The sequence below is a fragment of the Sulfitobacter aquimarinus genome (genome assembly GCF_040149565.1).
Lineage (GTDB): Bacteria > Pseudomonadota > Alphaproteobacteria > Rhodobacterales > Rhodobacteraceae > Sulfitobacter > Sulfitobacter aquimarinus.
This window is the reverse complement of record NZ_JBEFLO010000015.1, coordinates 23,461-44,287: the sequence shown is the minus strand read 5'-3', so window position 1 is coordinate 44,287 and position 20,827 is coordinate 23,461. Positions and strand designations below refer to the sequence as shown.

28 protein-coding genes are annotated in these 20,827 nt (G+C 58.9%); 19 read left to right on the top strand and 9 right to left on the bottom strand.

What is annotated here, in order from left to right; all coding sequences use genetic code 11:
- Window positions 1-31 precede the first annotated feature (31 nt).
- Entirely contained in the window at window positions 32-1,090 is a 1,059-nt protein-coding gene (locus ABMC88_RS17850; protein ID WP_349578251.1) for a YeeE/YedE family protein, read from the top strand.
- Window positions 1,091-1,096: 6 nt separating this feature from the next.
- On the opposite strand, the gene ABMC88_RS17845 is transcribed toward ABMC88_RS17850, so the two are convergent.
- Together ABMC88_RS17845 and ABMC88_RS17840 are read right to left on the bottom strand one after the other, a co-directional pair.
- Window positions 1,097-2,041, bottom strand: a complete 945-nt coding sequence (locus tag ABMC88_RS17845) for an MBL fold metallo-hydrolase (protein WP_349578242.1) — start codon at window positions 2,039-2,041, stop codon at window positions 1,097-1,099.
- A 3-nt stretch (window positions 2,042-2,044) separates the two neighbouring features.
- Entirely contained in the window at window positions 2,045-2,962 is a 918-nt protein-coding gene (locus ABMC88_RS17840) for an MBL fold metallo-hydrolase (RefSeq protein WP_349578241.1), read from the bottom strand.
- Window positions 2,963-3,079: 117 nt separating this feature from the next.
- On the opposite strand from ABMC88_RS17840, the gene ABMC88_RS17835 reads away from it, so the two are divergent.
- From ABMC88_RS17835 to ABMC88_RS17810, 6 genes are all read left to right on the top strand, one after another.
- Window positions 3,080-3,838 (top strand): cytochrome c biogenesis CcdA family protein, encoded by a 759-nt coding sequence (locus tag ABMC88_RS17835; protein ID WP_349578240.1) that lies wholly within the window; start codon window positions 3,080-3,082, stop codon window positions 3,836-3,838.
- Window positions 3,839-3,856: 18 nt separating this feature from the next.
- A complete protein-coding gene (locus ABMC88_RS17830; RefSeq protein WP_349578239.1) occupies window positions 3,857-4,255 on the top strand; it encodes a thioredoxin family protein in 399 nt (132 codons plus the stop codon).
- A 274-nt stretch (window positions 4,256-4,529) separates the two neighbouring features.
- Window positions 4,530-5,402, top strand: a complete 873-nt coding sequence (locus tag ABMC88_RS17825; RefSeq protein ID WP_349578238.1) for a mechanosensitive ion channel family protein — start codon at window positions 4,530-4,532, stop codon at window positions 5,400-5,402.
- Window positions 5,403-5,405: 3 nt separating this feature from the next.
- Window positions 5,406-6,410 (top strand): phosphatase domain-containing protein, encoded by a 1,005-nt coding sequence (locus ABMC88_RS17820; protein ID WP_349578237.1) that lies wholly within the window; start codon window positions 5,406-5,408, stop codon window positions 6,408-6,410.
- Window positions 6,411-6,419: 9 nt separating this feature from the next.
- On the top strand, window positions 6,420-7,253 hold the full coding sequence (locus ABMC88_RS17815; protein ID WP_349578236.1) for an alpha/beta fold hydrolase: 834 nt from the start codon (window positions 6,420-6,422) through the stop codon (window positions 7,251-7,253).
- A gap of 145 nt (window positions 7,254-7,398) precedes the next feature.
- Complete coding sequence (locus ABMC88_RS17810) at window positions 7,399-7,560, top strand: DUF1328 domain-containing protein (RefSeq protein WP_349578235.1); 162 nt, start codon at window positions 7,399-7,401, stop codon at window positions 7,558-7,560.
- A 134-nt stretch (window positions 7,561-7,694) separates the two neighbouring features.
- Here ABMC88_RS17810 and ABMC88_RS17805 read toward each other — a convergent pair whose 3' ends face one another.
- The gene (locus ABMC88_RS17805) at window positions 7,695-8,504 is read right to left on the bottom strand and encodes a response regulator (RefSeq protein WP_349578234.1); all 810 of its coding nucleotides are present in this window, start codon (window positions 8,502-8,504) and stop codon (window positions 7,695-7,697) included.
- 94 nt (window positions 8,505-8,598) lie between these two features.
- Between ABMC88_RS17805 and ABMC88_RS17800 the strand changes: the two genes are divergently transcribed.
- From ABMC88_RS17800 to ABMC88_RS17790, 3 genes are read left to right on the top strand one after another with little or no spacing between them, the layout of a single operon-like run.
- Entirely contained in the window at window positions 8,599-8,763 is a 165-nt protein-coding gene (locus ABMC88_RS17800; RefSeq protein ID WP_349578233.1) for a hypothetical protein, read from the top strand.
- Entirely contained in the window at window positions 8,760-9,314 is a 555-nt protein-coding gene (locus ABMC88_RS17795; RefSeq protein ID WP_349578232.1) for an RNA polymerase sigma factor, read from the top strand. The genes ABMC88_RS17800 and ABMC88_RS17795 overlap by 4 nt, the downstream gene beginning before the upstream one ends.
- Window positions 9,311-11,014 (top strand): sensor histidine kinase, encoded by a 1,704-nt coding sequence (locus tag ABMC88_RS17790; RefSeq protein ID WP_349578231.1) that lies wholly within the window; start codon window positions 9,311-9,313, stop codon window positions 11,012-11,014. Before ABMC88_RS17795 ends, ABMC88_RS17790 begins: the two co-directional genes overlap by 4 nt.
- 13 nt (window positions 11,015-11,027) lie before the next feature.
- On the opposite strand, the gene ABMC88_RS17785 is transcribed toward ABMC88_RS17790, so the two are convergent.
- The 3 genes from ABMC88_RS17785 to ABMC88_RS17775 all read right to left on the bottom strand — a co-directional run bounded on the left by ABMC88_RS17785 (window position 11,028) and on the right by ABMC88_RS17775 (window position 13,146).
- Window positions 11,028-11,837 (bottom strand): formate/nitrite transporter family protein, encoded by an 810-nt coding sequence (locus ABMC88_RS17785; protein ID WP_439655621.1) that lies wholly within the window; start codon window positions 11,835-11,837, stop codon window positions 11,028-11,030.
- A gap of 131 nt (window positions 11,838-11,968) precedes the next feature.
- Window positions 11,969-12,934 (bottom strand): DNA topoisomerase IB, encoded by a 966-nt coding sequence (locus tag ABMC88_RS17780; protein WP_349578229.1) that lies wholly within the window; start codon window positions 12,932-12,934, stop codon window positions 11,969-11,971.
- Window positions 12,931-13,146 carry a hypervirulence associated TUDOR domain-containing protein gene (locus ABMC88_RS17775; RefSeq protein WP_349578228.1) on the bottom strand — a complete coding sequence of 72 codons (216 nt, stop codon included), beginning with the start codon at window positions 13,144-13,146 and terminating at the stop codon, window positions 12,931-12,933. The genes ABMC88_RS17780 and ABMC88_RS17775 overlap by 4 nt, the downstream gene beginning before the upstream one ends.
- A gap of 231 nt (window positions 13,147-13,377) precedes the next feature.
- Between ABMC88_RS17775 and ABMC88_RS17770 the strand changes: the two genes are divergently transcribed.
- The gene (locus tag ABMC88_RS17770) at window positions 13,378-13,956 is read left to right on the top strand and encodes an exopolysaccharide biosynthesis protein (RefSeq protein ID WP_349578227.1); all 579 of its coding nucleotides are present in this window, start codon (window positions 13,378-13,380) and stop codon (window positions 13,954-13,956) included.
- Window positions 13,957-13,978: 22 nt separating this feature from the next.
- Here the strand turns inward: ABMC88_RS17770 and ABMC88_RS17765 are convergent, their stop codons facing one another.
- Window positions 13,979-14,362 (bottom strand): DUF4112 domain-containing protein, encoded by a 384-nt coding sequence (locus ABMC88_RS17765; protein ID WP_349578226.1) that lies wholly within the window; start codon window positions 14,360-14,362, stop codon window positions 13,979-13,981.
- Window positions 14,359-14,517 (bottom strand): YqaE/Pmp3 family membrane protein, encoded by a 159-nt coding sequence (locus ABMC88_RS17760; protein WP_349578225.1) that lies wholly within the window; start codon window positions 14,515-14,517, stop codon window positions 14,359-14,361. Before ABMC88_RS17760 ends, ABMC88_RS17765 begins: the two co-directional genes overlap by 4 nt.
- A 204-nt stretch (window positions 14,518-14,721) precedes the next feature.
- Here ABMC88_RS17760 and ABMC88_RS17755 point away from each other — a divergent pair, with 204 nt between their 5' ends.
- From ABMC88_RS17755 to ABMC88_RS17745, 3 genes are all read left to right on the top strand, one after another.
- Complete coding sequence (locus ABMC88_RS17755; RefSeq protein WP_349578224.1) at window positions 14,722-15,825, top strand: AI-2E family transporter; 1,104 nt, start codon at window positions 14,722-14,724, stop codon at window positions 15,823-15,825.
- A gap of 121 nt (window positions 15,826-15,946) precedes the next feature.
- Window positions 15,947-16,993, top strand: a complete 1,047-nt coding sequence (locus tag ABMC88_RS17750) for an HWE histidine kinase domain-containing protein (RefSeq protein WP_349578223.1) — start codon at window positions 15,947-15,949, stop codon at window positions 16,991-16,993.
- Window positions 16,994-16,997: 4 nt separating this feature from the next.
- Entirely contained in the window at window positions 16,998-17,363 is a 366-nt protein-coding gene (locus ABMC88_RS17745; protein WP_349578222.1) for a response regulator, read from the top strand.
- Window positions 17,364-17,422: 59 nt separating this feature from the next.
- Here ABMC88_RS17745 and ABMC88_RS17740 read toward each other — a convergent pair whose 3' ends face one another.
- Window positions 17,423-17,917: a ferritin-like domain-containing protein gene (locus ABMC88_RS17740; protein ID WP_349578221.1), complete on the bottom strand. Its 495-nt coding sequence runs from the start codon at window positions 17,915-17,917 to the stop codon at window positions 17,423-17,425.
- Between the two features lie 183 nt (window positions 17,918-18,100).
- Between ABMC88_RS17740 and ABMC88_RS17735 the strand changes: the two genes are divergently transcribed.
- From ABMC88_RS17735 to ABMC88_RS17715, 5 genes are all read left to right on the top strand, one after another.
- Window positions 18,101-18,580 (top strand): MgtC/SapB family protein, encoded by a 480-nt coding sequence (locus tag ABMC88_RS17735; RefSeq protein WP_349578219.1) that lies wholly within the window; start codon window positions 18,101-18,103, stop codon window positions 18,578-18,580.
- 274 nt (window positions 18,581-18,854) lie between these two features.
- Window positions 18,855-19,163, top strand: a complete 309-nt coding sequence (locus ABMC88_RS17730) for a DUF883 C-terminal domain-containing protein (protein WP_349578218.1) — start codon at window positions 18,855-18,857, stop codon at window positions 19,161-19,163.
- Window positions 19,164-19,190: 27 nt separating this feature from the next.
- Window positions 19,191-19,658 carry a hypothetical protein gene (locus ABMC88_RS17725; protein WP_349578217.1) on the top strand — a complete coding sequence of 156 codons (468 nt, stop codon included), beginning with the start codon at window positions 19,191-19,193 and terminating at the stop codon, window positions 19,656-19,658.
- Window positions 19,645-20,040, top strand: coding sequence for a phage holin family protein (locus ABMC88_RS17720; RefSeq protein WP_349578215.1), 396 nt, complete (start codon window positions 19,645-19,647; stop codon window positions 20,038-20,040). The genes ABMC88_RS17725 and ABMC88_RS17720 overlap by 14 nt, the downstream gene beginning before the upstream one ends.
- A complete protein-coding gene (locus ABMC88_RS17715) occupies window positions 20,033-20,782 on the top strand; it encodes a hypothetical protein (protein ID WP_349578214.1) in 750 nt (249 codons plus the stop codon). The genes ABMC88_RS17720 and ABMC88_RS17715 overlap by 8 nt, the downstream gene beginning before the upstream one ends.
- Window positions 20,783-20,827 lie beyond the last annotated feature (45 nt).

Sequence of the window (20,827 nt, the reverse complement as noted above, 5' to 3'; positions counted from 1 at the left end):
GCGCACCCCGAGTAGTACAGAGGGCGACATGATGATTGAAACCCTGCTGGACACCCTCACCGAAGGTCCCGTGCTGGCCATTGCGGGCGCGGTGACGGGCCTTGTATTCGGAGCAGCCGCCCAACATTCACGCTTTTGCCTGCGTGCCGCCACGGTCGAGGTCGCGGGCGGCGTCTTTGGCCCGCGCTTGGCTATCTGGTTGATTGCGTTTTGTGCCGCTGTAGCGTTGGTTCAGGGATCGGTTGCGACAGGGGTTCTGGATGTCTCCAACACGCGCCAGCTGATTGCGACAGGCAGCATGTCGGGCGCGATCCTTGGCGGGTTGATGTTTGGCGCTGGTATGATCCTTGCCCGCGGCTGCGCCAGCCGCCTGCTGGTGCTGAGCGCGACGGGCAATTTACGCGCCCTGATTACGGGGCTGGTCCTGACCCTTGTGGCCCAAGCCTCCTTGCGCGGGGTGCTGTCGCCCTTGCGCGAAAACCTGTCAGCGCTTTGGTTGGTGCAAGGGGGCGATAGCCGCAGCATTCTGGCCTTGCTGGGTTTGACCGCACCTGTGGTTGCCGCGCTTGCCACGGGCGGGCTGATCGTGGCGTTGCTTCTTGCGCACCGTCAGCTTGTGCCGCGCAGCCGGATGATTGCGGCGGCAGGCGTCGGGGCGGCTGTGGGGCTGGGCTGGATGCTGACCTATGCCGTCGCTGCCGCCTCGTTCGAGGTGGTTCCCATCTCCTCCGTCACGTTCACAGGGCCGTCGACTGATACGCTGATGGGATTGGTGAACGCGGCGGAACTGCCGTGGAGCTTTGGCCTCGGCCTTGTGCCGGGTGTCTTCATTGGCGCAGGCGCGATGGCTCTAATCACCCGCGAAGCACGGATTGAGCGCTTTGGCCCCGACACCCCGATGGAGCGGTATTTATTGGGCGCGACCCTGATGGGGTTTGGCAGTATGCTGGCAGGCGGCTGCGCCGTGGGGGCAGGCATGTCGGGCGGCTCAATCTTTGCGCTGACCGCATGGGTCGCGTTGTTTTGCATGTGGCTGGGCGCGATGACTACGCATCTTTTGCTGTCATCCGCACAGATGCGCACCGCCTGAGGGGCGCTATTCGAACTCCATCTGCTCATAAACGCGGCCCGCGTTTTTCGTGGCCAGCTCCTCGAAGGTATCAAGGTGGGCATAGGGCGACTGGTCGACGTAATAGGCTTCGGCCAGATCGCCGCCTTGCTCCAGATGCGCACCGACTTTTTCGCGCAGATAGACAAGGTAGTCGCGGGTATAGCGGCGCACCTGCGCCATGTTTGTCGGATGCCCGTGACCGGGAATCACATAGGTCGCGCCCAAAGGCTCGAACGCGGTCTCCCATGTCTCGATCCAGTCGGCGGTGCCGGTGTGTTCAAAGATCGGGAGCATGCGTTCGTGAAAGGCCATGTCCCCCGCGATCACAAGGCTTTGCTGTGGCAGCCAGACGACAATATCGCCAGGGCTGTGGGCAGGGCCAAGGTGACGGGCTTCGATCTGTACGCCGCCCAAGGTAACGGTATAGCTGTCGTCGAACAGGGTGGTGGGCGCGGCCAGCGTGGTCTTTGCCGCGCGCTCTTTCACCCGCGCTTGGGCGGCGCGCAGGGCGTTGGGCCCGTATTCCTCGAACTCGGCGGCGGCGTCGGTGTGGGCGACCACCTCGACCCCTTGGGCAGTCCAGTAGGAGTTGCCCAGCATCGCGTGGCCTTGGCCGTTTTCGTTGAACACGACGACGACAGGTTGGTCGGTGACGGCCTTGATCTCGGCGTGCAGCGCCTCGGCCAGCTCGTAGGAGGCGCCGGCGTTGACCACGGCCACGCCTTCGTCCGTCACGATAAAGCTGAGGTTGTTGTTGTGGCCCGCGTTTTCATAGGTCGGCGGCGCGGTGGCCCCGATGGCCGAAAAGACATGGGGGATCACCTCGACAGGTTTCGAATACAAGACAGAGGCTGGATATTGGTCGGCGATGTCCTCGCTTGCCCAAAGGGGGACGGCGGCGAGGACGCAGATAAGTGTGAGGTATTTCATCGCTCAGCCCCCCGCGACAAAGCTGTAGCCGCTGGCGGTTTTATCGACATATCCCACACCACCGGGCAGGTGATAGCCGATCACACGCATCTTGTCGGTGGCCGCTTGATTCAGCAGCGACAGCCGCGTCTTGATCGCCGTCTCTGCGTCTTGGTCCGAGCCTGATGCCCACTCGGGCCGCTCGAACGCCACATGATGATTGCCGATGCTATCGCCAAGGATCATCACCGCCTCCGAGCCGTTGCGCACTTCAAGCGCCATATGGCCAGGGGTGTGGCCAAAGCTGGCGCGGGCGGCGACGCCGGGCATCACCTCGTCCCCGTCTTTGAAAAACGTGACGCTATCTTCGATCATGGCAAGCCGCCGCGCGGCCCCCACAGCGAAAGAGGCACGGGCATCGCCGATCTCGCTCACGGTGTTGGGGTTGGTCCAATAGTCCCACTCGGCCTGACCGATCATATATTGCGCATTGGTGAACAGCGGGTCGTCAAAGTCATCCAGCAGCCCCCACAGATGGTCGGGGTGCGCGTGGGTAAAGACCACATCGGTCACGTCCTCGGGCGTCACGCCCAATCCCTCAAGCGAGGTCAGCAGCGTGCCCGCATTGGGCGCGAAATCGGGACCGGAGCCTACATCAAACAGCACCACGCGGTCCCCCATGCGCAGCAGGGTCACATTGCACTGCGGCGTCAGCACGTCTTGGGACAGTTGGTATTTCTCAAGGATGGGCGCCAGCGCGTCTTTGGGCATCGGATCAAAGATAAACCCGCCCGGCAGGGTAAGCGAGCCGTCGCTGACCACGTCGATCTGCATATCGCCCATGGCGATTTGCGCAGGCGCAAGGCTGGGCAGCAGACCCAACGCGCCCGCCACAGAGCCCGCCGCACTGCGGGAAATGAAATCGCGTCTGGTGAGTGTCATATCGGCCCCTAACAAATTCTATTATTAGAATATGAAGGCAGAAGCGCAGCGACGCAAGGATTAGCTGCACGCCTGCGCCATTACAAAACCCTGACAGGATCGTGACAGCGCGTCAGCGTGTTTCCCATTGCCGTGTGTGCCGCCAGCGGCAATATCTTCGCTATGGAATTTGTCTTTGCATATCTTGCGGGCTTGTTGACGCTGATCAACCCTTGCGTCCTGCCGGTGCTGCCGATCGTTCTGGTCAGTGCGCTGAACGCCGACCGCTACGGGCCTGTCGCCCTGGCGGCGGGGATGAGCGTGTCTTTTGTGGCCTTTGGTCTGTTCGTCACGGCCTTCGGCCCCGCGATTGGCCTGACCCAAGACCGCGTGGCGCAGATTGGTGCGGCGGTGATGATCGTCTTCGGGATCGTGCTGGTCGTGCCGATGTTCGCACAGCGGTTCGAGATGGCAACGGCGGGCATTGCCGCGGGCGCGGATACCCGAATGAACCGCGTTGATGCCACGGGCATGAAGGGCCAGTTTCTGGGCGGTCTGTTGCTGGGCGCGGTCTGGTCGCCGTGCATCGGGCCGACACTGGGCGGGGCGATTGCGCTTGCCTCGCAGGGCGAGAACCTTGGTTTTGCGGGGCTGATCATGGTGTTCTTTGCGCTTGGCGTATCGACCCTGATCATCGGGCTGGGCCTTGGCGCACGCGAAGCGATTCGCACCCGCGCACAGGCGTTGCGCGGCTTGGCCGAACGCTCGAAACCGATCCTTGGCGTGACCTTTATCGCCGTGGGTCTGATGCTGCTGTTCGGGATCAATCACATTATCGAAGCATGGGCGCTGGAGGTAATGCCGATCTGGCTGCAAGACCTCTCTGTCGCTCTTTAAACCATCAGGAGACTTCATATGGACCGTCGTACTTTTCTGGCTGCCGCTGCGGCTGCAACCACACTGCCCCAAGCGCTGCGTGCGGCGGGTTTTATTGACTACACCCCCGGCGCGGTTGAGGCAGCACTTGCCGAGGGTAAAACGGTGTTCGTCGATTATTCCGCGACATGGTGCGGGACGTGCAAGCGTCAGGGCCGCGTGATCAACGCGCTGCGCGACAGCAACCCTGCCTATGACGCGAATATCACCTTTATCAAGGTCGACTGGGACACCTACAAAACCGCCGACGTCACCGTTTCGCGCCAAATCCCCCGCCGCTCGACCCTGATCGTATTGCGCGGCAAGGACGAGCTGGGCCGCGTGGTGGCGGGCACCTCCGAAGCGGCGATCAAAGCGTTGATGGATACGGGTCTGTAAGACGCGCAACCCAAAGCACCCCGCGGCAGTTTCCAGGCCGCCGCGGGGTATGCGCCCTGCGCGATAATGATGATTATGTGATATTTTCGGGATACGTCGCGCATCATGCAGGATGTATTTTAGTCTAACTCGCGAAGGCTGATCGTGGCTTCGCACGGTCCGAAAAGCTTGTGCCCTTGTGGGAGAAACCCCCAAGGCCACGATACCGTTTATCAAACAACTTAAGGAACCAACTGCCGTTTGATGGGTTTGCACGTTAACAAGGAGACAGACCGTGCAGCCAGAAGAAATCCTCGTCGACCAGCTCAGAGAAATAATGCGCGGTTCAATCGAAGCAGTGCCCCAGATCATAATCGCGGTGATCGTCGTGATCGTTGCGGTGCTGATCAACAAGCTGGTTCATTATGTTGTGAAGCGGGCGTTGAGCCGAACGCGTTTGCGCCGCAGCTTGCAGGAATTGATTAGCCTCGCCGTTTCGATCGTCATCATCACGACAGGAATTATGATCGCCGCTGTCGTCATGTTCCCCGGCCTCACGCCGTCCAGCATTCTGGCGGGCCTTGGCATCGGCTCTGTCGCAATCGGGTTTGCGTTTAAAGACGTGTTCGAAAATTTTCTCGCGGGGATCATCATTCTTTTCCGCCGTGAAATGCGCATCGGTGATTATATCGAATGTCAGGACATCGAGGGGGAGGTCCGCCATATCGCCATGCGCGAAAGCCACATCCGCCAGACCGACGGGCAGCTGGTGATTGTGCCCAATTCGGTCCTGTTCAAGAACCCCGTGAAAATCCGCACCAACGAAGACTTCCGCCGCGTCGAAGTGATTTGCGGCGTTTCGTATGATACGGATGTAGATCAGGCCCGTGACATCATTTCGCAGTCTGTTACCGCTTGCGACAGTGTCGAGACAGAGCAAGGTCCCGTTCAGGTTTTTGCCCAAGAGTTCGGATCGTCGTCGATCAACTTCGAGGTTGCGTGGTGGACGGGATCGAAGCCCGTGGAAATCCGCGCCTCCCGCGATGAGGTGGTCTCGGCGGTGAAACGTGCGTTGGATGATGCGGGGATTGAAATTCCGTTCCCCTACCGTACGCTGACGTTCAAGGAACCCCTGCCTTTGCAGCAACAAACAGCCTCGGACGGATAACGCGTGTTAAAGAAACTACTGCACAACACGGTCTGGGGGCTTGAGCGTCTTTTTGACACCGTGAGAGGCCAGCGCGACACCCGCCGCGTGATCGAGCCCTATATCGGCTATGCGACGCCTGAACATCTGCTGGTTCGGGGCCGTGTCCTCACATCGCTGCGCCGCTCGGACCTGCGGGCGGCACAATCGCGCTGGACCAATTTCAAACAAATGCTTGGCCTGTTTTTCACCGATGAAGTTGCCGATGTCGAAGTGGGCGCGCAGGGCGTCACGACCCTGTCGGACGAAGAAGGATACTTTACCCTGAAGCTGCCGCGCGGCGATGTCAGCGGCTGGACCGACATAGAGGTGCGCATCACGGGCCGTGAGGGCAGCGTGCCCTGCCCCGTGCTGATCGCCGACAGCAGTGCGCAATTCGGCGTTATCTCGGACGTGGATGATACGATGTTGCAAACGGGCGCCTATTCGCTGGTCAAAAATCTGTGGACCTCGATGACAGGCAACGTCAGCACGCGGCATATTTTTCCCGATGCCATCCGCTTTGTCGATAGCCTCAGCGCGCAGGGCCGCAACCCTGTCTATTACGTCAGCTCCAGCCCATGGAATTTGCACCATTTTCTGGCCAGCATTTTCACGCGGACCAAGCTGCGGCGCGGCCCGATGTTTTTGCGCGATCTTGGGCTGAGCGAGGGACAGTTCATCACCGGCACCCACGGCGACCACAAGGGCTCCAGCATTGATACGGTCCTCGCTGCCAATCCTGATCTGCGGTTTGTGCTGGTGGGCGACACGGGCCAGCATGACGCCTTTGTCTACCGCGATGCGGTCACGCGTCATCCGGGGCGGATCATGGCCGTTGTCCTGCGCGAACCGGGTCCCGGACCTGACAGCCACAGCAGCGAGGCTATGCAACAGATCGCCGCTACGGGAACTTTGATGCTTCACGCGCCAAACTTTGACGGCTTTGCATCGCAAATACGCGAGGCGGCCAATGGGCCGCAGGGATAACGCGCACCGATGACATTTCCCGATCAATACGTCACCATTGGCGATGTGAAGACGCGCTTTTGGCGCGTCGGGCAGGGCGGTGTGCCGCTGGTCCTGCTTCACGGGCTTGGGGGCACGGTCGAGGATTGGGTCGGCACCATCATGCCGCTGGCCCGTGACCGCGAGGTAATCGCCTTTGACCTTCTGGGCTGCGGCAAGACGGACAAACCCGCGGACTGCACCTATGGCCCTGACGATATGCTTGCCCATGCTCAAGGGATGGTTGAGGCGCTTGATCTGCCGCTCTTTGATCTTGATGGCTGGAGCCTTGGCGGACGCATCGCACTTCAGATCGCGTATGCGCGTCCTGAACAGGTGCGGCGGCTTGTCCTTACTGCGCCTGCGGGCATCGGGGTGGATACCATCGTGACGTTGAATGCTCCCCTGCCCCGACTGCTGAACCAGATCGTCACCCGCCCGACCGCATCAGGTTTGCGCGTGCTGCGCAACGCCACGCAAAGCGATAACGCGTGGCGGTTGCTGAAGTTTGCGGCGCGGCGCGTGTCATTGATCACCGATGGCCCGTCCCGTCACGCATTCCTACGCCAGCTGCGCGGGCTGGTGGGAACGCAAGGCTACCTTGAGGGGCCGCGGCAGGCGTTGCACGCGCAGTTGCCGCAGATCACCACGCCAAGCCTTGCGATCTGGGGAGAGGAAGACAATTTTGCGCCCTTTGCCCATGCAGCACAACTTACGGAGTTGATGCCGGATTGTAGGGTCCACAGCCTGCCCGATTGCGGCCACGCCCCGCATATCGAGTTCCCCGAACTTTACGCCCAAGCGATGAGGGGTTTTCTGAACTAGATGCGCCGAACGCTTGCTTATGCGCTGCGTTAAAGCACACCCGAACAGAGTTCCCAGAAAGCATGGAACTTCTGTACGCGCTATCCTGTTGATTTGCCAAATATGCCACCTCCGGGTGGCGGATACGCAAACAAAGGAGAGCATCATGCTCAGTTATGCAATTGTCTTTTTGATCATCGCACTGGTGGCCGCCCTGTTCGGATTTGGCGGGATCGCGTCCGCATCTGCGGGGATCGCCCAAATTCTGTTTTTCGTCTTTTTGGTGCTGTTCGTGGGGGCCTTGGTTCTCAGAGTGCTACGAAGGTGATTGCACTGTGAACCCGTGGCGACTTTGTCACGACTGACGCACGGGGCGTATGGGCCGAACCAACCCCGCTGGCACCACGGATATTCGCATTCGCATTGGACGGACCCGCAGGCAGCGCCGCGGGTCCGATCTATTTATCCGCGCAGCGTCTCTGTCGAGGCAAAGAACATTGCCTGGCTCACGGCGGATTTGACCTGAAGCTCGCTGAACGGTTTGGAGATCAGGAACGCGGGTTCGGATTTCTCACCGGTGAGCAGACGTTCGGGGAATGCAGTGATGAAAATTACAGGCACGTCCATCATTTCCATAAGGTCGTTGACCGCATCAATCCCCGATGAATTATCGGCAAGCTGGATATCCGCAAGAATAAGGTCCGCAGGCTCGCTTTTGCCCAGATCAACGGCCTGCTGGCGGGTGCGTGCGATGCCGGTCACCGTGTGGCCAAGGCTGCTGACCATCGAAGATAAATCGGCCGCAATGATCGGCTCGTCCTCAATAATCATAACGCGCCCTTTGAAAGCATCCGCAAGCTCGGCGTTGGCGGTGGCAATGAGAGCTTTGACCTGATCCACATCAATACCCATGATCACACCCACATGCTCATGGCTGAAATCTTCGACGGTGCGCAGCAGCAGCGCCTCGCGTGAGTTAGATGTCAGATTTGACAACAACCCCTGCGCCCGCGCACGCAGCCCGCCTTCCTCGCCGTCAGGGCGCTGATCGGAACTGGTCCAGATTGCGTGAAAGCACTTGAACAGATTCACCTTGGCGGGATGATCGTTGTCAAAAGGGGTGCGATCCTTGAGCAATGCCTGAAGTGTGGCAACTGTATACGCGTCGCCGCGCTTTTGCGAACCTGTCAACGCTCGGGAATAACGGCGCAGATATACCATCTCAGCCGTTATGCGATCGGAAAACGTGGTTTCGTCAGCCGCAGTATTCATTTTTATCGACCTTTTTTCATGCTTTATAGGAACCAAACAGCGATGAGGCTGTTTAGTTCCATAACTACGTAGTTTTTTTGAGGGCAAAGCGATCATGACACCGGGTGAAGATGAAGGAAATGACGAAATCAAGCAACTGATCGACATGAATCTCAAACAGGTATTCGCCGAGCTTGAGGAAGACGGGATGCCTGGCGAGATTACAGACCTTTTGTCTGTGCTGCGCGCACAGGACTTACAGGAAAAGGGCCCGAAATGAGCTTTCCCGACCCGAAAGACGAAATGCTTACGCATCTTCCCGCGCTGCGTGCCTTTGCCCTTAGCCTGACGCGAAACCGTTCCACTGCAGATGATATGTTGCAGGATACGGTTTTGAAAGCATGGACAAATCTGGACAAATTCCAGCCTGGAACAAACATGCGCGCATGGCTTTTCACAATCCTGCGCAACAATTTTTACAGCAGCACCCGCAAGGTGAACCGCGAAGTGGCGGATGTAGACAATGTTTTTTCCGACACACTCTCCGTCAAACCCGAACACGACGGCCGTTTGCAAATGATGGATTTCAAACAAGCCTTCGCCCAACTCCCCGTCGAGCAACGCGAGGCGCTTGTTCTTGTGGGCGCGCAGGGCTTTTCCTATGACGAGGCCGCAGAGACATGCGGCGTGGCGACCGGCACGATCAAAAGCCGCGTCAACCGTGCCCGCGCCAGATTGACCGAGCTTTTGCACCTCGACGAGAGCGAAAATCTGGAGCTGACAGACACTGCGACCATGGCCGTCATCGGAAGCCCCGGCCTGCCTTCATGATCAAGGCAAACTGGCTCTACAGCCTCAGGTTCCAGATTGTCGCGCTGTTGACGCTGGCACTGCTGCCGCTTGGGGCTGTGGCGATTTACCAGACGAGTTTGGTCGAAGAACAGGCGGCGAAAAGTGAAAAGCTGGCGTTGCTGGGCGTGACCACCCGCACGGCCAGCGTGCAGGAGCTTACGCTGCGACGGGCCGCTGATATGATGCGGTTCCTGTCCGAAAGCAGCGACCAGTTGATCCGCGATCCGGCGCAGTGTCGTGAGACGCTGGCGCAGTTTGTCGAGACGCGCCCGACCTATGGTTTTATCGGAATTGTACCGCTCAGCGGGCCCGTCGGGTGCAGCTCTGCCGCGCAGGGTCTATCCGCCACCGACCAGAGCAGTCTGCAAACGTTGGTCAACGGCACTGCGCCGGGTCTTGTTCTGTCTGCGCGCAACCCTGTGGACGAGCGCGACGGCTTTCTGCTGACCGCGCCCTATCCGTCGGGCGACGACCCCGCAGGCCACATTGTTCTTTTTATGCCCCATGACCAGCTGCCGCAGATCAGTACCGGTTCTTCGCTTGGCAACATCGATCTGCTGACCTTTGACGCGAATGGCGAAATCGCACTCAGCCGCACTGGCGCTGCGTTTGATCCGGCCGAGCTGCCTCAGGACCGCGCGCTCGAGACGCTTGACCGCAGCGAGCGCCACAGCTTTGTGGCCACCAACACCAACGGCGCGCCGCGCATCTACACCGTCGCCCCGATCGCAGGCAGCTCTGCCACGGTGCTCGGAATCTGGCGCGTCGAAAACGGCCTGTCCCAAAAGCTGGGTGTGCTGGTCCAGCCTGCTGTTTTTCCCGTGCTGATGTGGCTGGCCAGCATGGGTGTCGCGCTGTTGTCGATCTACACATTGGTGCTGCGCCATCTGTCGCGGTTGCGCCGTGACATGGATGCGTTTTCTCGCAACCGAAGCGTCGCCGCAACCGATGCGCGGCCCTCCATGCCCCACGAGATTCAGGCGCTCAATGACAATTTCACCGACCTTTCCGGCGAAATTATGCACGAGGAGGCAAAGCTGGAAAACAGCTTGCGCGAAAAGAACGTGCTGATCAAAGAGGTGCATCACCGCGTAAAAAACAACCTCCAACTTATCGCCTCGATCATGAACATGCAGATCCGTTCGGCCAGCCAGGCCGAGACAAAGGCGGTTCTTTCGCGGGTGCAGGACCGTGTGCTGAGCCTCGCCACTATTCACCGCGATTTGTACCAGTCCCAGCACGGCGGGCGTGTGGATGCGGCAAACCTTGTGTCCGAAATCGTGCAAAAATCGTTGGAGCTTGGGGTCGCTGACCCCACGTCCTCGGAATATGACATTGCGATCGGCCCCGTGTTTCTGTTTCCCGATCAGGCGGTCCCGCTGTCGCTGTTGGCGGCCGAAGCGATGACGAATGCGATGAAACATCTTGGCCCCGCTGACGGCGAGCGCCCTGCCCTACTGGTGCGGCTTGCGCAAGAACGCGATCAATGCAGCCTGCGCATCGAGAATGTCATCGGCACCCAATCGCCCACCGAAAGCACAGGTTTGGGAAGCGAATTGATGAACGCCTTCGCGCTACAGCTTGGCGGACAGATGCAGGCGGCACAGACGGGCGGGCGCTACGTTTTCGAGGTGACTTTCAAGGTCGAGGACTTCCACCCCGACACGCCCGACTTCTAGGCCCCCGCCCGCGCTAGTTTTTCAATTCGTGGCGGACCTGACCAAAGGCCAGCAAGGCAAAAATCACCGTGCCGCCCAGAACATTGCCGACAAACACGGGCAGAAAAAAGCCGAACACCGCGTCGTAGATAGGCAACATGCCCTGCACCATCAGGAAGGCCATCTCGACCGAGCCGGCAACGATATGGGTAAAATCCCCCGCCGCAATCATCCACGTAAAAACAAGGATGATGAAAAAGCCAAAATTCTCGGATTGCGGCATCATCCACACAATTGCCGCCACCAGAACACCCGCAGGAATTGCCCGCTGGAAGGCCTCGAACGGCGCAAAGCTTGTGGCATGGCGCGACAGCTCTTCAATCGCGGGCAACAGCTCGGGCGGGATGGCAGAGGTATAGGCAAAGGCAAGTGCCGCACCGAACGCGCCGACCACATTGGCCGCCAGCACCACAAACCAAAGCTTGGCGACACTGGCCAGCATATAGGGCGTCGGCTCCTGCATCAAAGGCAGCACCGTGGTGATCGTGTTTTCGGTAAAAAGCTGCATCCGCCCCAAAATGACCACCATAAACCCAAAGCTATAGCCCAGATTTTCAACCAGATAGGACCACTGCGCATCCGGCAGATAGGTGCGAAATACCGCCTCGCCCAGTACCGACAGCGAGATCATCAAGCCAGCGGCCACCCCCGACCACATCAGCGAGAGTGTCGGGCGCCTCAGCTCGTCTGCTCCGTCACGGCGGACCACTTCGAAGATGAGCTTGGGGGACAGGGCTTCGGCGGATTCAACGGCCTTGGATTCTTTGCACGCAGTGTCTGGCATTCTCATTCTCCATGGATCCCAACCAAACGCGGCGCTTGGCCTGATCGTTCCATGGGCACTTGATGTGTCAAACTTTGGCCAAAGGCGGCACAGCCCCTTTGTCATTCCCCAAAGGAGCTGTCTTTTGCTATTTATGCAAGATCTGTCAGCAGCCCAAGCAAGCGTTGCTCGGCGGCGTATAGGCCCGACTTGCGCACGGGCGCTGGCGTTGTCACGGGCCCGCCGCACAAGTCAATGACGGCGGGATGGATATAGCTGTTGCGCGCAACGGTTGGCGTATTGTGCAAACGGCGCGCCGCAGCCGTTGAGACATCCTTGATCGTTGCGTCGCCTTGTTCGGCGCATTCGAACGCCGCAACAGTGCCTGCCCATGTGCGAAACGCCTTTGCCGTGATCTCCTCCAGCCCTGCCGCATCGGCGAGGTAGCTGTTGAGCTGTCGCGAGCATAGGCTATGCCCCTGCCCCGCGTCATCGACCCAAGACAAAAGCGTGGCTCCCGGCACGTCATGGATTTTACCAAGCAGCTTTTGCAGCTTTTTGTCGCCAAGCGTTTTGCGGACTTTGGTGCCGCCTTTGGCGGTAAAGCGCAGCGTGATACCGTCGTCCCCCATGCACAGATGTCTGCGTTTGAGGGTGAGCGCACCATAAGTGCCATTCTCGCGGGTGTATTCCTCATGCCCGACCCTCAGCGCGGCGCGATCAATCATCGTCACGGCTGCGGCAAGGGCAAAGGTTTCGTCGCCGGGGTCATCGTCCAGATCACGCGCCACCCTGCGCCTGATTTTCGGCAGAGCCTCTGCAAAGCGGGGAAGCATATCGAATTTGGTGGCGGCCTGCGTGGCTGTCCAATCAGGGTGGTAGCGGTATTGCTTGCGCGCCCGTGCATCGCGCCCCGTGGCCTGAAGATGCCCGTTCGCTTTGGGGCAAATCCACACATCTTCATAGGCAGGCGGCACGGCAAGCGCCTGAATGCGCTTTCGCTCGCGCCCGCGTGCGATCGTCGTCCCGTCCGGTGCGACATAGGTAAACCCGCGACCGCAACGGCGGCGCATGATCCCCGGTTCCGCATCCGAAACATAGACAAGACCCGCCGTCATGCGGCATCGACCTCGGAGGCCAGTTTGAGAACCGCGTCCCCGTCATCCTGTTTGATATACAAGGCGGGGTCATCCTTGGTGCCCTTGCGGGTTACCTCGTTCCCCTTGATGGTGCGGGTGGTCTTTTCCTCGAATACTGATTGGACTTTGCCCTCGGCCTCGCCATCACCCCATTGCCACTTTACGCTGTCGCCTTCTGAAAAACTTGCCATGTCGTGCATCCTTGTCTGATGTGCCGCGCACCGCCATTTGGGGCGGGCGCAGAATAATGAGAGTTTTGTGTCGTCTTCAGGCGCTGTGTCGACGGCGCCGTCGTCTTTGGCATTAGAACCCGTGCTGCCCGCCTTTGGTTCCCAGACAGGCCATTATGCAAAAGGAGGGAACCAGATCACGGACACGGTGGTTTGCTATCTAACGCACGCGCAACAGTTCAGGAAAATCAGATGTCATCACGCACGGCAAACCTCACTGGCATGCTCGAACAGATCGAGAATGCAGAAGGCAGTTCGCAGATCAGCGTGGGCGAGATCGTCGGTCTGGTCGGCAGCGTCAGCTTTGCGCCGCTGCTCATTGTGCCTGCCTTGGCGCTGGTTACACCCCTAAGCGGGATACCTTTGTTTTCGTCGACGATGGGGATAATTATCTTTTTGGTCTCCGCGCAAATGATAGTCCGACGCGAAAGTCTCTGGCTGCCCGAATGGCTATTGGACCTGCAAACATCCCGCTCGCGGGTGCATGGCATGTTCGAACGGATACGTCCTTTTGTAGAATGGCTCGACCGCCGCACGCATTCACGCTTTACCGTGCTGACCCATCGCCCGCTTGTTCTCATCCCTCAAGGGCTGTGCGTGCTGTCGGGTGCGGTGCTGCCCTTGCTGGAGCTTGTGCCGTTTTCATCATCGCTGATCGGCGTGTCCATCGCTCTGCTGGGTATTGGCATCTTTGCCCGCGACGGTCTTCTGCTGATGCTGGCGCTGGTGCCATACACGCTTATCGCCGCGCTGGTTCTGAGGGTTATCTAACCGTGGCCAGACAGTAGTTTGTTTAGCCCTTTTGGGAAGGCAGCGGTGGCACCCCCGCGTCAGGCTGGCGCGACAGCTCTGCGCGCAACAAGTCAAAGTTGCGGTTATTGGCTTTGAAAACCAAGTCAAAGACATCCCCGACCAACGGCACCGCGCCGATTGTAAAATCCAGCCCCGTGTTGACGACCATTCTGCCGATCACCCGCTTGCGGGCACCCAGTTGCGCGGCCTTGGCGATCAGATAGGCCGATGGCCCCAGCGCCGCGACATCGCCCACACCGGGGATCAGCCCAAGAATACTATCCCACCCGAAACGGATCGGCGTGAACGGGATGCGGTATTTCGCATCCAGCAACGTCGACAGCCGATCGAGGCGGTCCAGCTCGCTCTGCGGCACGGCGCTCATTTTCGCGCAACGATGTAGACCGCATGAACCAGACCGGGGATGTAGCCCAGAATGGTCAACAGGATGTTGAGCCAGAAATGCTTGCCGAAACCGACCTGTAGGAAAACGCCTAGCGGAGGGATGATAACGGACAGAATGATGCGAATGAGATCCATAATAGAGCCTTGCGTTGTTTGTTTCCAAGCGCCCGATGCGCCCTTATGTTCCCAACTCAACGCCCGCAGTGCTGTTTGGTTGCATGAAATCGGGTAGTTCCGATTTCACGCAAAGACATTGAACGATTGTGCCCCCTGCGCGTTGTGACTGTTAAACACCATCGCCTCCGCTATTCGCGCAGGCCCCAGGGATAGGGACAGATCATGCTGAACGGGACGGAGGACGACACAGGCAACACCACCGCCGCACAGACCCACAGCACATGGCTGAAGGTCGCGGTCATCGGGATTTTCTTGATGATGCTACTGCAAGGCATGGTGTGGGCGGCTGATTTCCTTGTCCCTGTTACCGCGGCGTTTCTGGGGTATTTCGTGCTGAACCGTCCACGTCGCTATTTGCAAAGACTGGGCATCCCGCCCTTTCTATCGGCGGTGTTGTTCACGGCCGTCCTGACGGGGTTCCTGCTGTTGCTGCTGGTCCAGCTTAGCGCGCCAACGGCGCAACTGCTCGAGGACCTGCCCGCCCTTGTGGAGCAGATCAAGCTTAAGCTGGCGGCGACCGGCGGCACGTTAGAGACCATCGACAACGCAAAAACCGCCGCTGAGGAGATCATTGATGACCAATCGCCAGACACCGTCGAAGTCGAGATCGTCTCCCGCAGCGGCATTGCCACCGCCATTTTCACCACAGCGCCGGGTCTGCTGAGCAGCATCCTTTTCGCGCTGATACTGCTGTTCTTTCTCGTCTCTTCGGGTGACACGTTTTTGCAAAAGACGGTCCAAAGCCTCGGCAGCTTTGATGACAAACGCCGCGCCGTTTCTATTCTGCACGCGATAGAAGAGCGGTTGGGGCGCTATCTGGGCGGCATCACGTTGATCAACGCAGGGCTTGGCATCACTATCGGTGCGGCAATGTCGTTGTGGGGTCTGCCCGGGCCGTTGATCTTTGGTTTTATGGCCTTCGCATTGAATTTCGTCCCCTTCATCGGGGGGATTCTGGGCGCGTGTATCGCAGGTGCCGTTGCTTTTGTCAGCTTTGGCGAGCCGTGGATCACCTTCGGCGCCTTTGCCACCTATATGACGCTGACCTCGCTTGAAGGGCAGCTGGTGACGCCGCTGCTTATCTCCAAGCGGATGCAGCTGAACACCACTATCGTCTTCTTGTTCGTGGCATTTTTTGCATGGATTTGGTCGGTGATCGGGATGGTTGTCGCCATGCCCGTGCTGATCGTGCTGAAAATCATCTGCGACGAATTGGAAAGCTGCCAAACCCTTAGCCGGTTTTTGGGCGACACGACCCAAGATTAACGCATAACTGCGCGAGAAAATACTGGATAAGTCGGGCACCCGTGCCATCTCTTGGCACCTAAGGGGAAGGTGCGACATTATGGACATCGGGAAACTAGAACATCTCCAGGCGGAGAACGATATGCTCAAGCAACAGCTGAGCGATCTTTTGCGCAATCAAACCAAGACCACCATGGTCGAACAGGCCTCGCTGGAGCGGATCAGCTTTCTGGAAGCGATGCTGGAAACGATGCCCATCGGGGTGATCGTGGCCGAAGCGCCAAGCGGCCGGATCACGATGGGCAATTCCTACGCCGAGGAGCTGCTAGGGCAGTCGATCTATACTTCTGAAAATGTGGACTCCTACGGGGAGTGGAATTCCTTTTACGCCGACGGCAGCCGCGTTCAAAGCCACGAATACCCGCTGGCAAAAGTGATCCGCGAAAACGTCGACTACGCCGAGCTTGACGTGCAATACCACCGCGGCGATGGCACGCGGGTGTGGATACGCATCATCGGACGCCCCGTGCTGGCGGATGACGGCAGCGTGCGCGGCGCTACAATCGCCTTGGTCGACATCGACAACGAGCGGCACTTGATGGACCAGCAAAACGTCATGATCGCAGAGCTGAACCACCGTGTGAAAAACGCCTTTACCGTTGTGAAATCCATCGTCAGCCAATCGTTGCGCGGGACCGACACACCGCCCGCCGCGCGTGAAACGATCGACGACCGGCTTGACGCCTACGCAAAGGCACACTCCCAACTTATCGGGAACCGCTGGGACCGTGCAGAGATCGGCAGAATCGTCGAAGACACGATCGGCCGCATCGCCGGGGGCCGGATCGAAGTTTCGGGAACCAAGATCGAAGTGCCTTCCCGCATCGCGATGGCCCTGTCCATGGCCATTTACGAGCTGGGCACCAACGCCGTAAAGCACGGCAGCCTAAGCATGCCGCAGGGCCGTGTATTAATGGATTGGGCCTATGTTTCACCCGGTAACGACCTTGTAAGAATTACCTGGACGGAACTTGACGGGCCCGAACCTGTTGTCCCTACGACAAAGGGGTTCGGGTCAAAGATCATCGATCAAATCCTTGCCGCTGAAACGGAAGGGACAGTCGTTATCGACTACCCCCAAAGCGGATTCACATGGTGTTTGGAATTACCACTAAGCCAAAAGGATTAAAAATATGACCTCCGAACAAAAGCGGATTTTTATTGTCGAGGACGAAGTCCTGATCGCCTTTGAAATGGCCGACGCGCTGGAAGATCTGGGGTTCGAAGTTGTCGGCCCCTCGACGCATCTGGGCAACGCATTGGACATGGCGCAAGACATGGAGATTGATATGGCCTGCCTTGATGTAAATCTTGGCAAAGGCAAAACATCCGAGCCGATTGCAAAAATCCTTGCGGCGCGCGGCATCCCTTATGTCTACATTACCGCCTATGACGTTGGGCAAATCCCGTTCATCGACCCAAACGATAACGTGCTGCAAAAGCCCGTCTCGATGGGTGATCTGCGCCGCCTTCTGATCAAGGCGACAGAAGAAGAATAGAGCAACAAAAAACGGCTCCGCAGAACGGAGCCGTTTTGATGGGGTCGGAAGTCGCGGATTTACGCGGCTTCTTTGTTCACATGGCCCGTCGCGATGTCCGTCATCGTGCGGTCACCCTCATAGGTTTCATCCAGACAGGCCTGCAAGATCGCACCGTCTTCATCAAGGTCGAGACGGTTTGCAAAGGCCACAAGGCAGCCATAGCCGGCAAGCGCGTAATGCACCATGCGCTGGTACTGCGTGATAATCATCGCGTCGCGCACGTCATCGCTGCCGAATTTTGCGTCCAGAACGTGGGCGTGGGCTTCTTTCACCAGACCCTCCATCCCGTTGCAGTGCTCGCCGCTGGGATCAATGTCATGGCGGTTGCAAATCTCGGCGATCTTTTCCATGCCGTCGCTGATGCCTGACCCTGCGCGGATCAACGCTTCGGACAGCTCTTTATCCTGCGCGGCGCGGCCCAGTTTTGTCACGACTTCAAGCGATTGCTTATTGGCGCTCCACAGGTCCTGAAGTTGGTCTGTATATACGTCTTTAAGTGTCTCAAGGGTCATATCTATCTCCTTTGGATTTGTTTCCGTTGGGGATACAACAAGCAGTATCGCGGATCGTTCCAATCCTTTTGTCGGTAATTTTTCTTGGCGATTTTCTGACGCTGGTAAGGAGCGTTGCGCTTTGCCTTGGCGGAACTACAGCGCCCTGCGGCACGTTTGACTGCGTAACTTGAAAGGCTCACCATGGAATTTGCAGGCATCTTTTCTCAGGCAGATCACTATGCCGACTGGCTGGCACGGTTGGCCTGTGCGCTGGCGGCGGGGGCCGTGCTGGGGCTGGACCGCGAGGTGCGCAGACGCCGCATCGGGATCCGCACTTATATGATGGTGTCGCTTGGTGCCGCTCTGTTTACCATCATCTCGATCGAGATGGCCCGTGACATGGTCGCAGCGGGCCTGCCCTCTGATCCGTCACGTGTTATTCAGGGGCTGGTCGGGGGCTTGGGCTTTCTTGGCGCGGGCGCAATCATTCAGGGTGATAACCGCGTGGGCGGCATGGTTACAGCCGCCAGCCTGTGGGTCGCGGGGGCCGTGGGGCTTGCGGCGGGGTTGGGCTATGGCGTGCTGTCATTGGTCGCCGCATTACTGGCGGCGAGCGTTCTTTGGACCAGCCGTTTCATGGACCACCGCGGACAAAGCGACCGCCCAGACGCCAAGGACTAAGCCACCCGCCTTGTTCCACCTGACGACCACCCGCGCCGTCAGGCCTGCCTCAACCGCACAGCGCATAAATACAAAGCCCCATGTCCCGTGGCCGCTGTGGGCGGCATCGCGGGGTGTTCGCTGTCGGTGATGGGCTGGCTTTTCCCATTACAGCGGCCCATTCGGCCCCCATGGATTTGCGATGGGGACCCAAGCGCCCAAGGACCCGCCGAAACTTTGCATGGAACTCTTTCTGACCAGCGCACGTTGATATGGCAACCCAGGAGGAAATGATATGACGAAATCGAAAGCAACCGCTTCCAAATCCAAAACAACCACCAGCGATGTAGAGCCAAAGCACATTGGCGAGGACACGCTGAACTCCTCAAAAGACAACGTCGCACAGGCCGCTTTTGGCCGCGCCAAAGAGGCTATGCCCTCGTTCGATGATATGGCAGAAACGCTCAAGGCGCAGACGAATGTCGACATTCAGAACCTCGCGGCTGATGCCACGACCTTTGTGCGCCGCAACCCTGCGGTTTCCCTTGCTGCTGCTGTTGGTGTGGGCGCGCTGATCGGTATCCTTGCGACGAAACGTTCGTAACCTGCACAGCCGAAAGGAGACACCAAAATGCAACATGATGATCTGACACAAGATTTGAAAACCAAGGCGCATGACATCGGTCACGACGCCAAAGAGGCAGCGTTCTCCCAAGCGGAGCGTAAGGCGGAGGCTTTGCGCGATGACGCGGCGGCCCGTGTCTCGAATGCGGCGGATGCAGCGGATGCTGCTGCAAACACTTTTGACCCGGACAGCCTTCAGGCCCGCGCGGCCCAGCAAGTTGCCGATCAGGTCGAAGGCATCGCACAGCAGTTGCGCACAGCCGACCTTGGCAGTGTCGCCCACGAGGTGAGCAGCTTTGCACGAAAGAACCCCGCCCTGTTTATCGGCGGTGCTGCCCTGCTCGGCTTTGCAGCCACGCGCTTTTTGAAAGCACGCGACCCGCAGAGAGTCGATTACGGCCGTGTCGATGCGGACCCATGGGGCGCACCGGATGAGGTTAAACCAACTCCGCGAGGTTACGATGTCGCATCCTGATCCCAGACAGGCCCCTACCCTTCTGGTAGACGTCCTGCGTAATTTCACAAACCTGATGCAGACCGAACTGCGTTTGGCCAAGGCCGAGATTTCTAACAACATCTCGCGTGCAGCTGTCGGTATCGGCCTGTTGGTCGTTGCCGTTATTCTGGCGCTCACAGGGCTGAACGTTCTGACTGGTGCTTTGGTCGCCTACCTCGCGACGACTGGCCTGTCGGCCGGAACATCGGCAGGGATCGTTGGCGGCGCTGTATTGATCGTCGCCATCGTTTTGGTTTTCGTCGGAAAATCGCGCCTTACCCCTGCCGCTCTCGAGCCGTCGCATACGCTCAATAACTTGCAGCGCGATGCCACCGCCGTGAAAGGAGCCACAAATGTCTAAATACGATTCCATTCAACGCGACGCCGCTGGCGAACGTCAAAAGCTTGCCGCATCGCTCGACTCATTGTCGCGTGCGATCAGCCCCGAAAACATCCAAAGCCAGGCCGCCGTTGTTGCGGAAGCCTACGGCGGCGACATCGGGCGGCAGGCATGGGGCGCTGCACGTCAGAACCCCGCTGCATTTGCGCTGGTAGGCGCGGGCCTTGGCCTGTTGTTCACCGGCACAGGCTCCCGCCCCGAGGTGCAACCGCCCAAGGCAACGCTTGTCCCAGCGGATGAAGCATACACCGGCTTTGACGCACGGGTCGCTGCAGCAGAAGAGAAACTTAATGAAAGGGCCACTGGTATGATGGAACCCGAAGCAACGCCGCGTGCCGCATGGTTGCGCGCTAAACTGAACGACGGACTGGACTCGCTTTCGCCCGAGGCACGTGCCCGTGTGATTGAAGCCCGTAAATCGGTTCTTGAGGTGCAGGAAAAGGTCGAAGAGAAGGCGCGCATTGCCGCCCGCAAATCGCAGACCTTTATGCATGACCAACCGCTTGCCGTTGGCGCCTTGGCGGTCGGCATGGGTGCGCTGATCGGTGCGCTTTTGCCCTCGACACGGCGTGAGGACGACCTGCTGGGAGAGCACCGCGATGCCGCAATGGCCCAAGCACGGCGCACGCTTCAGGAAGAGTTGGAGAAAGTATCGACTGCCGCGCAATCGTCGCTGCGTCAGGCCTCTAACTCAGGCAACTGAATTTAAAACCGCTTCCTTTACCGACGACCCAGCGGCGTATCCCCT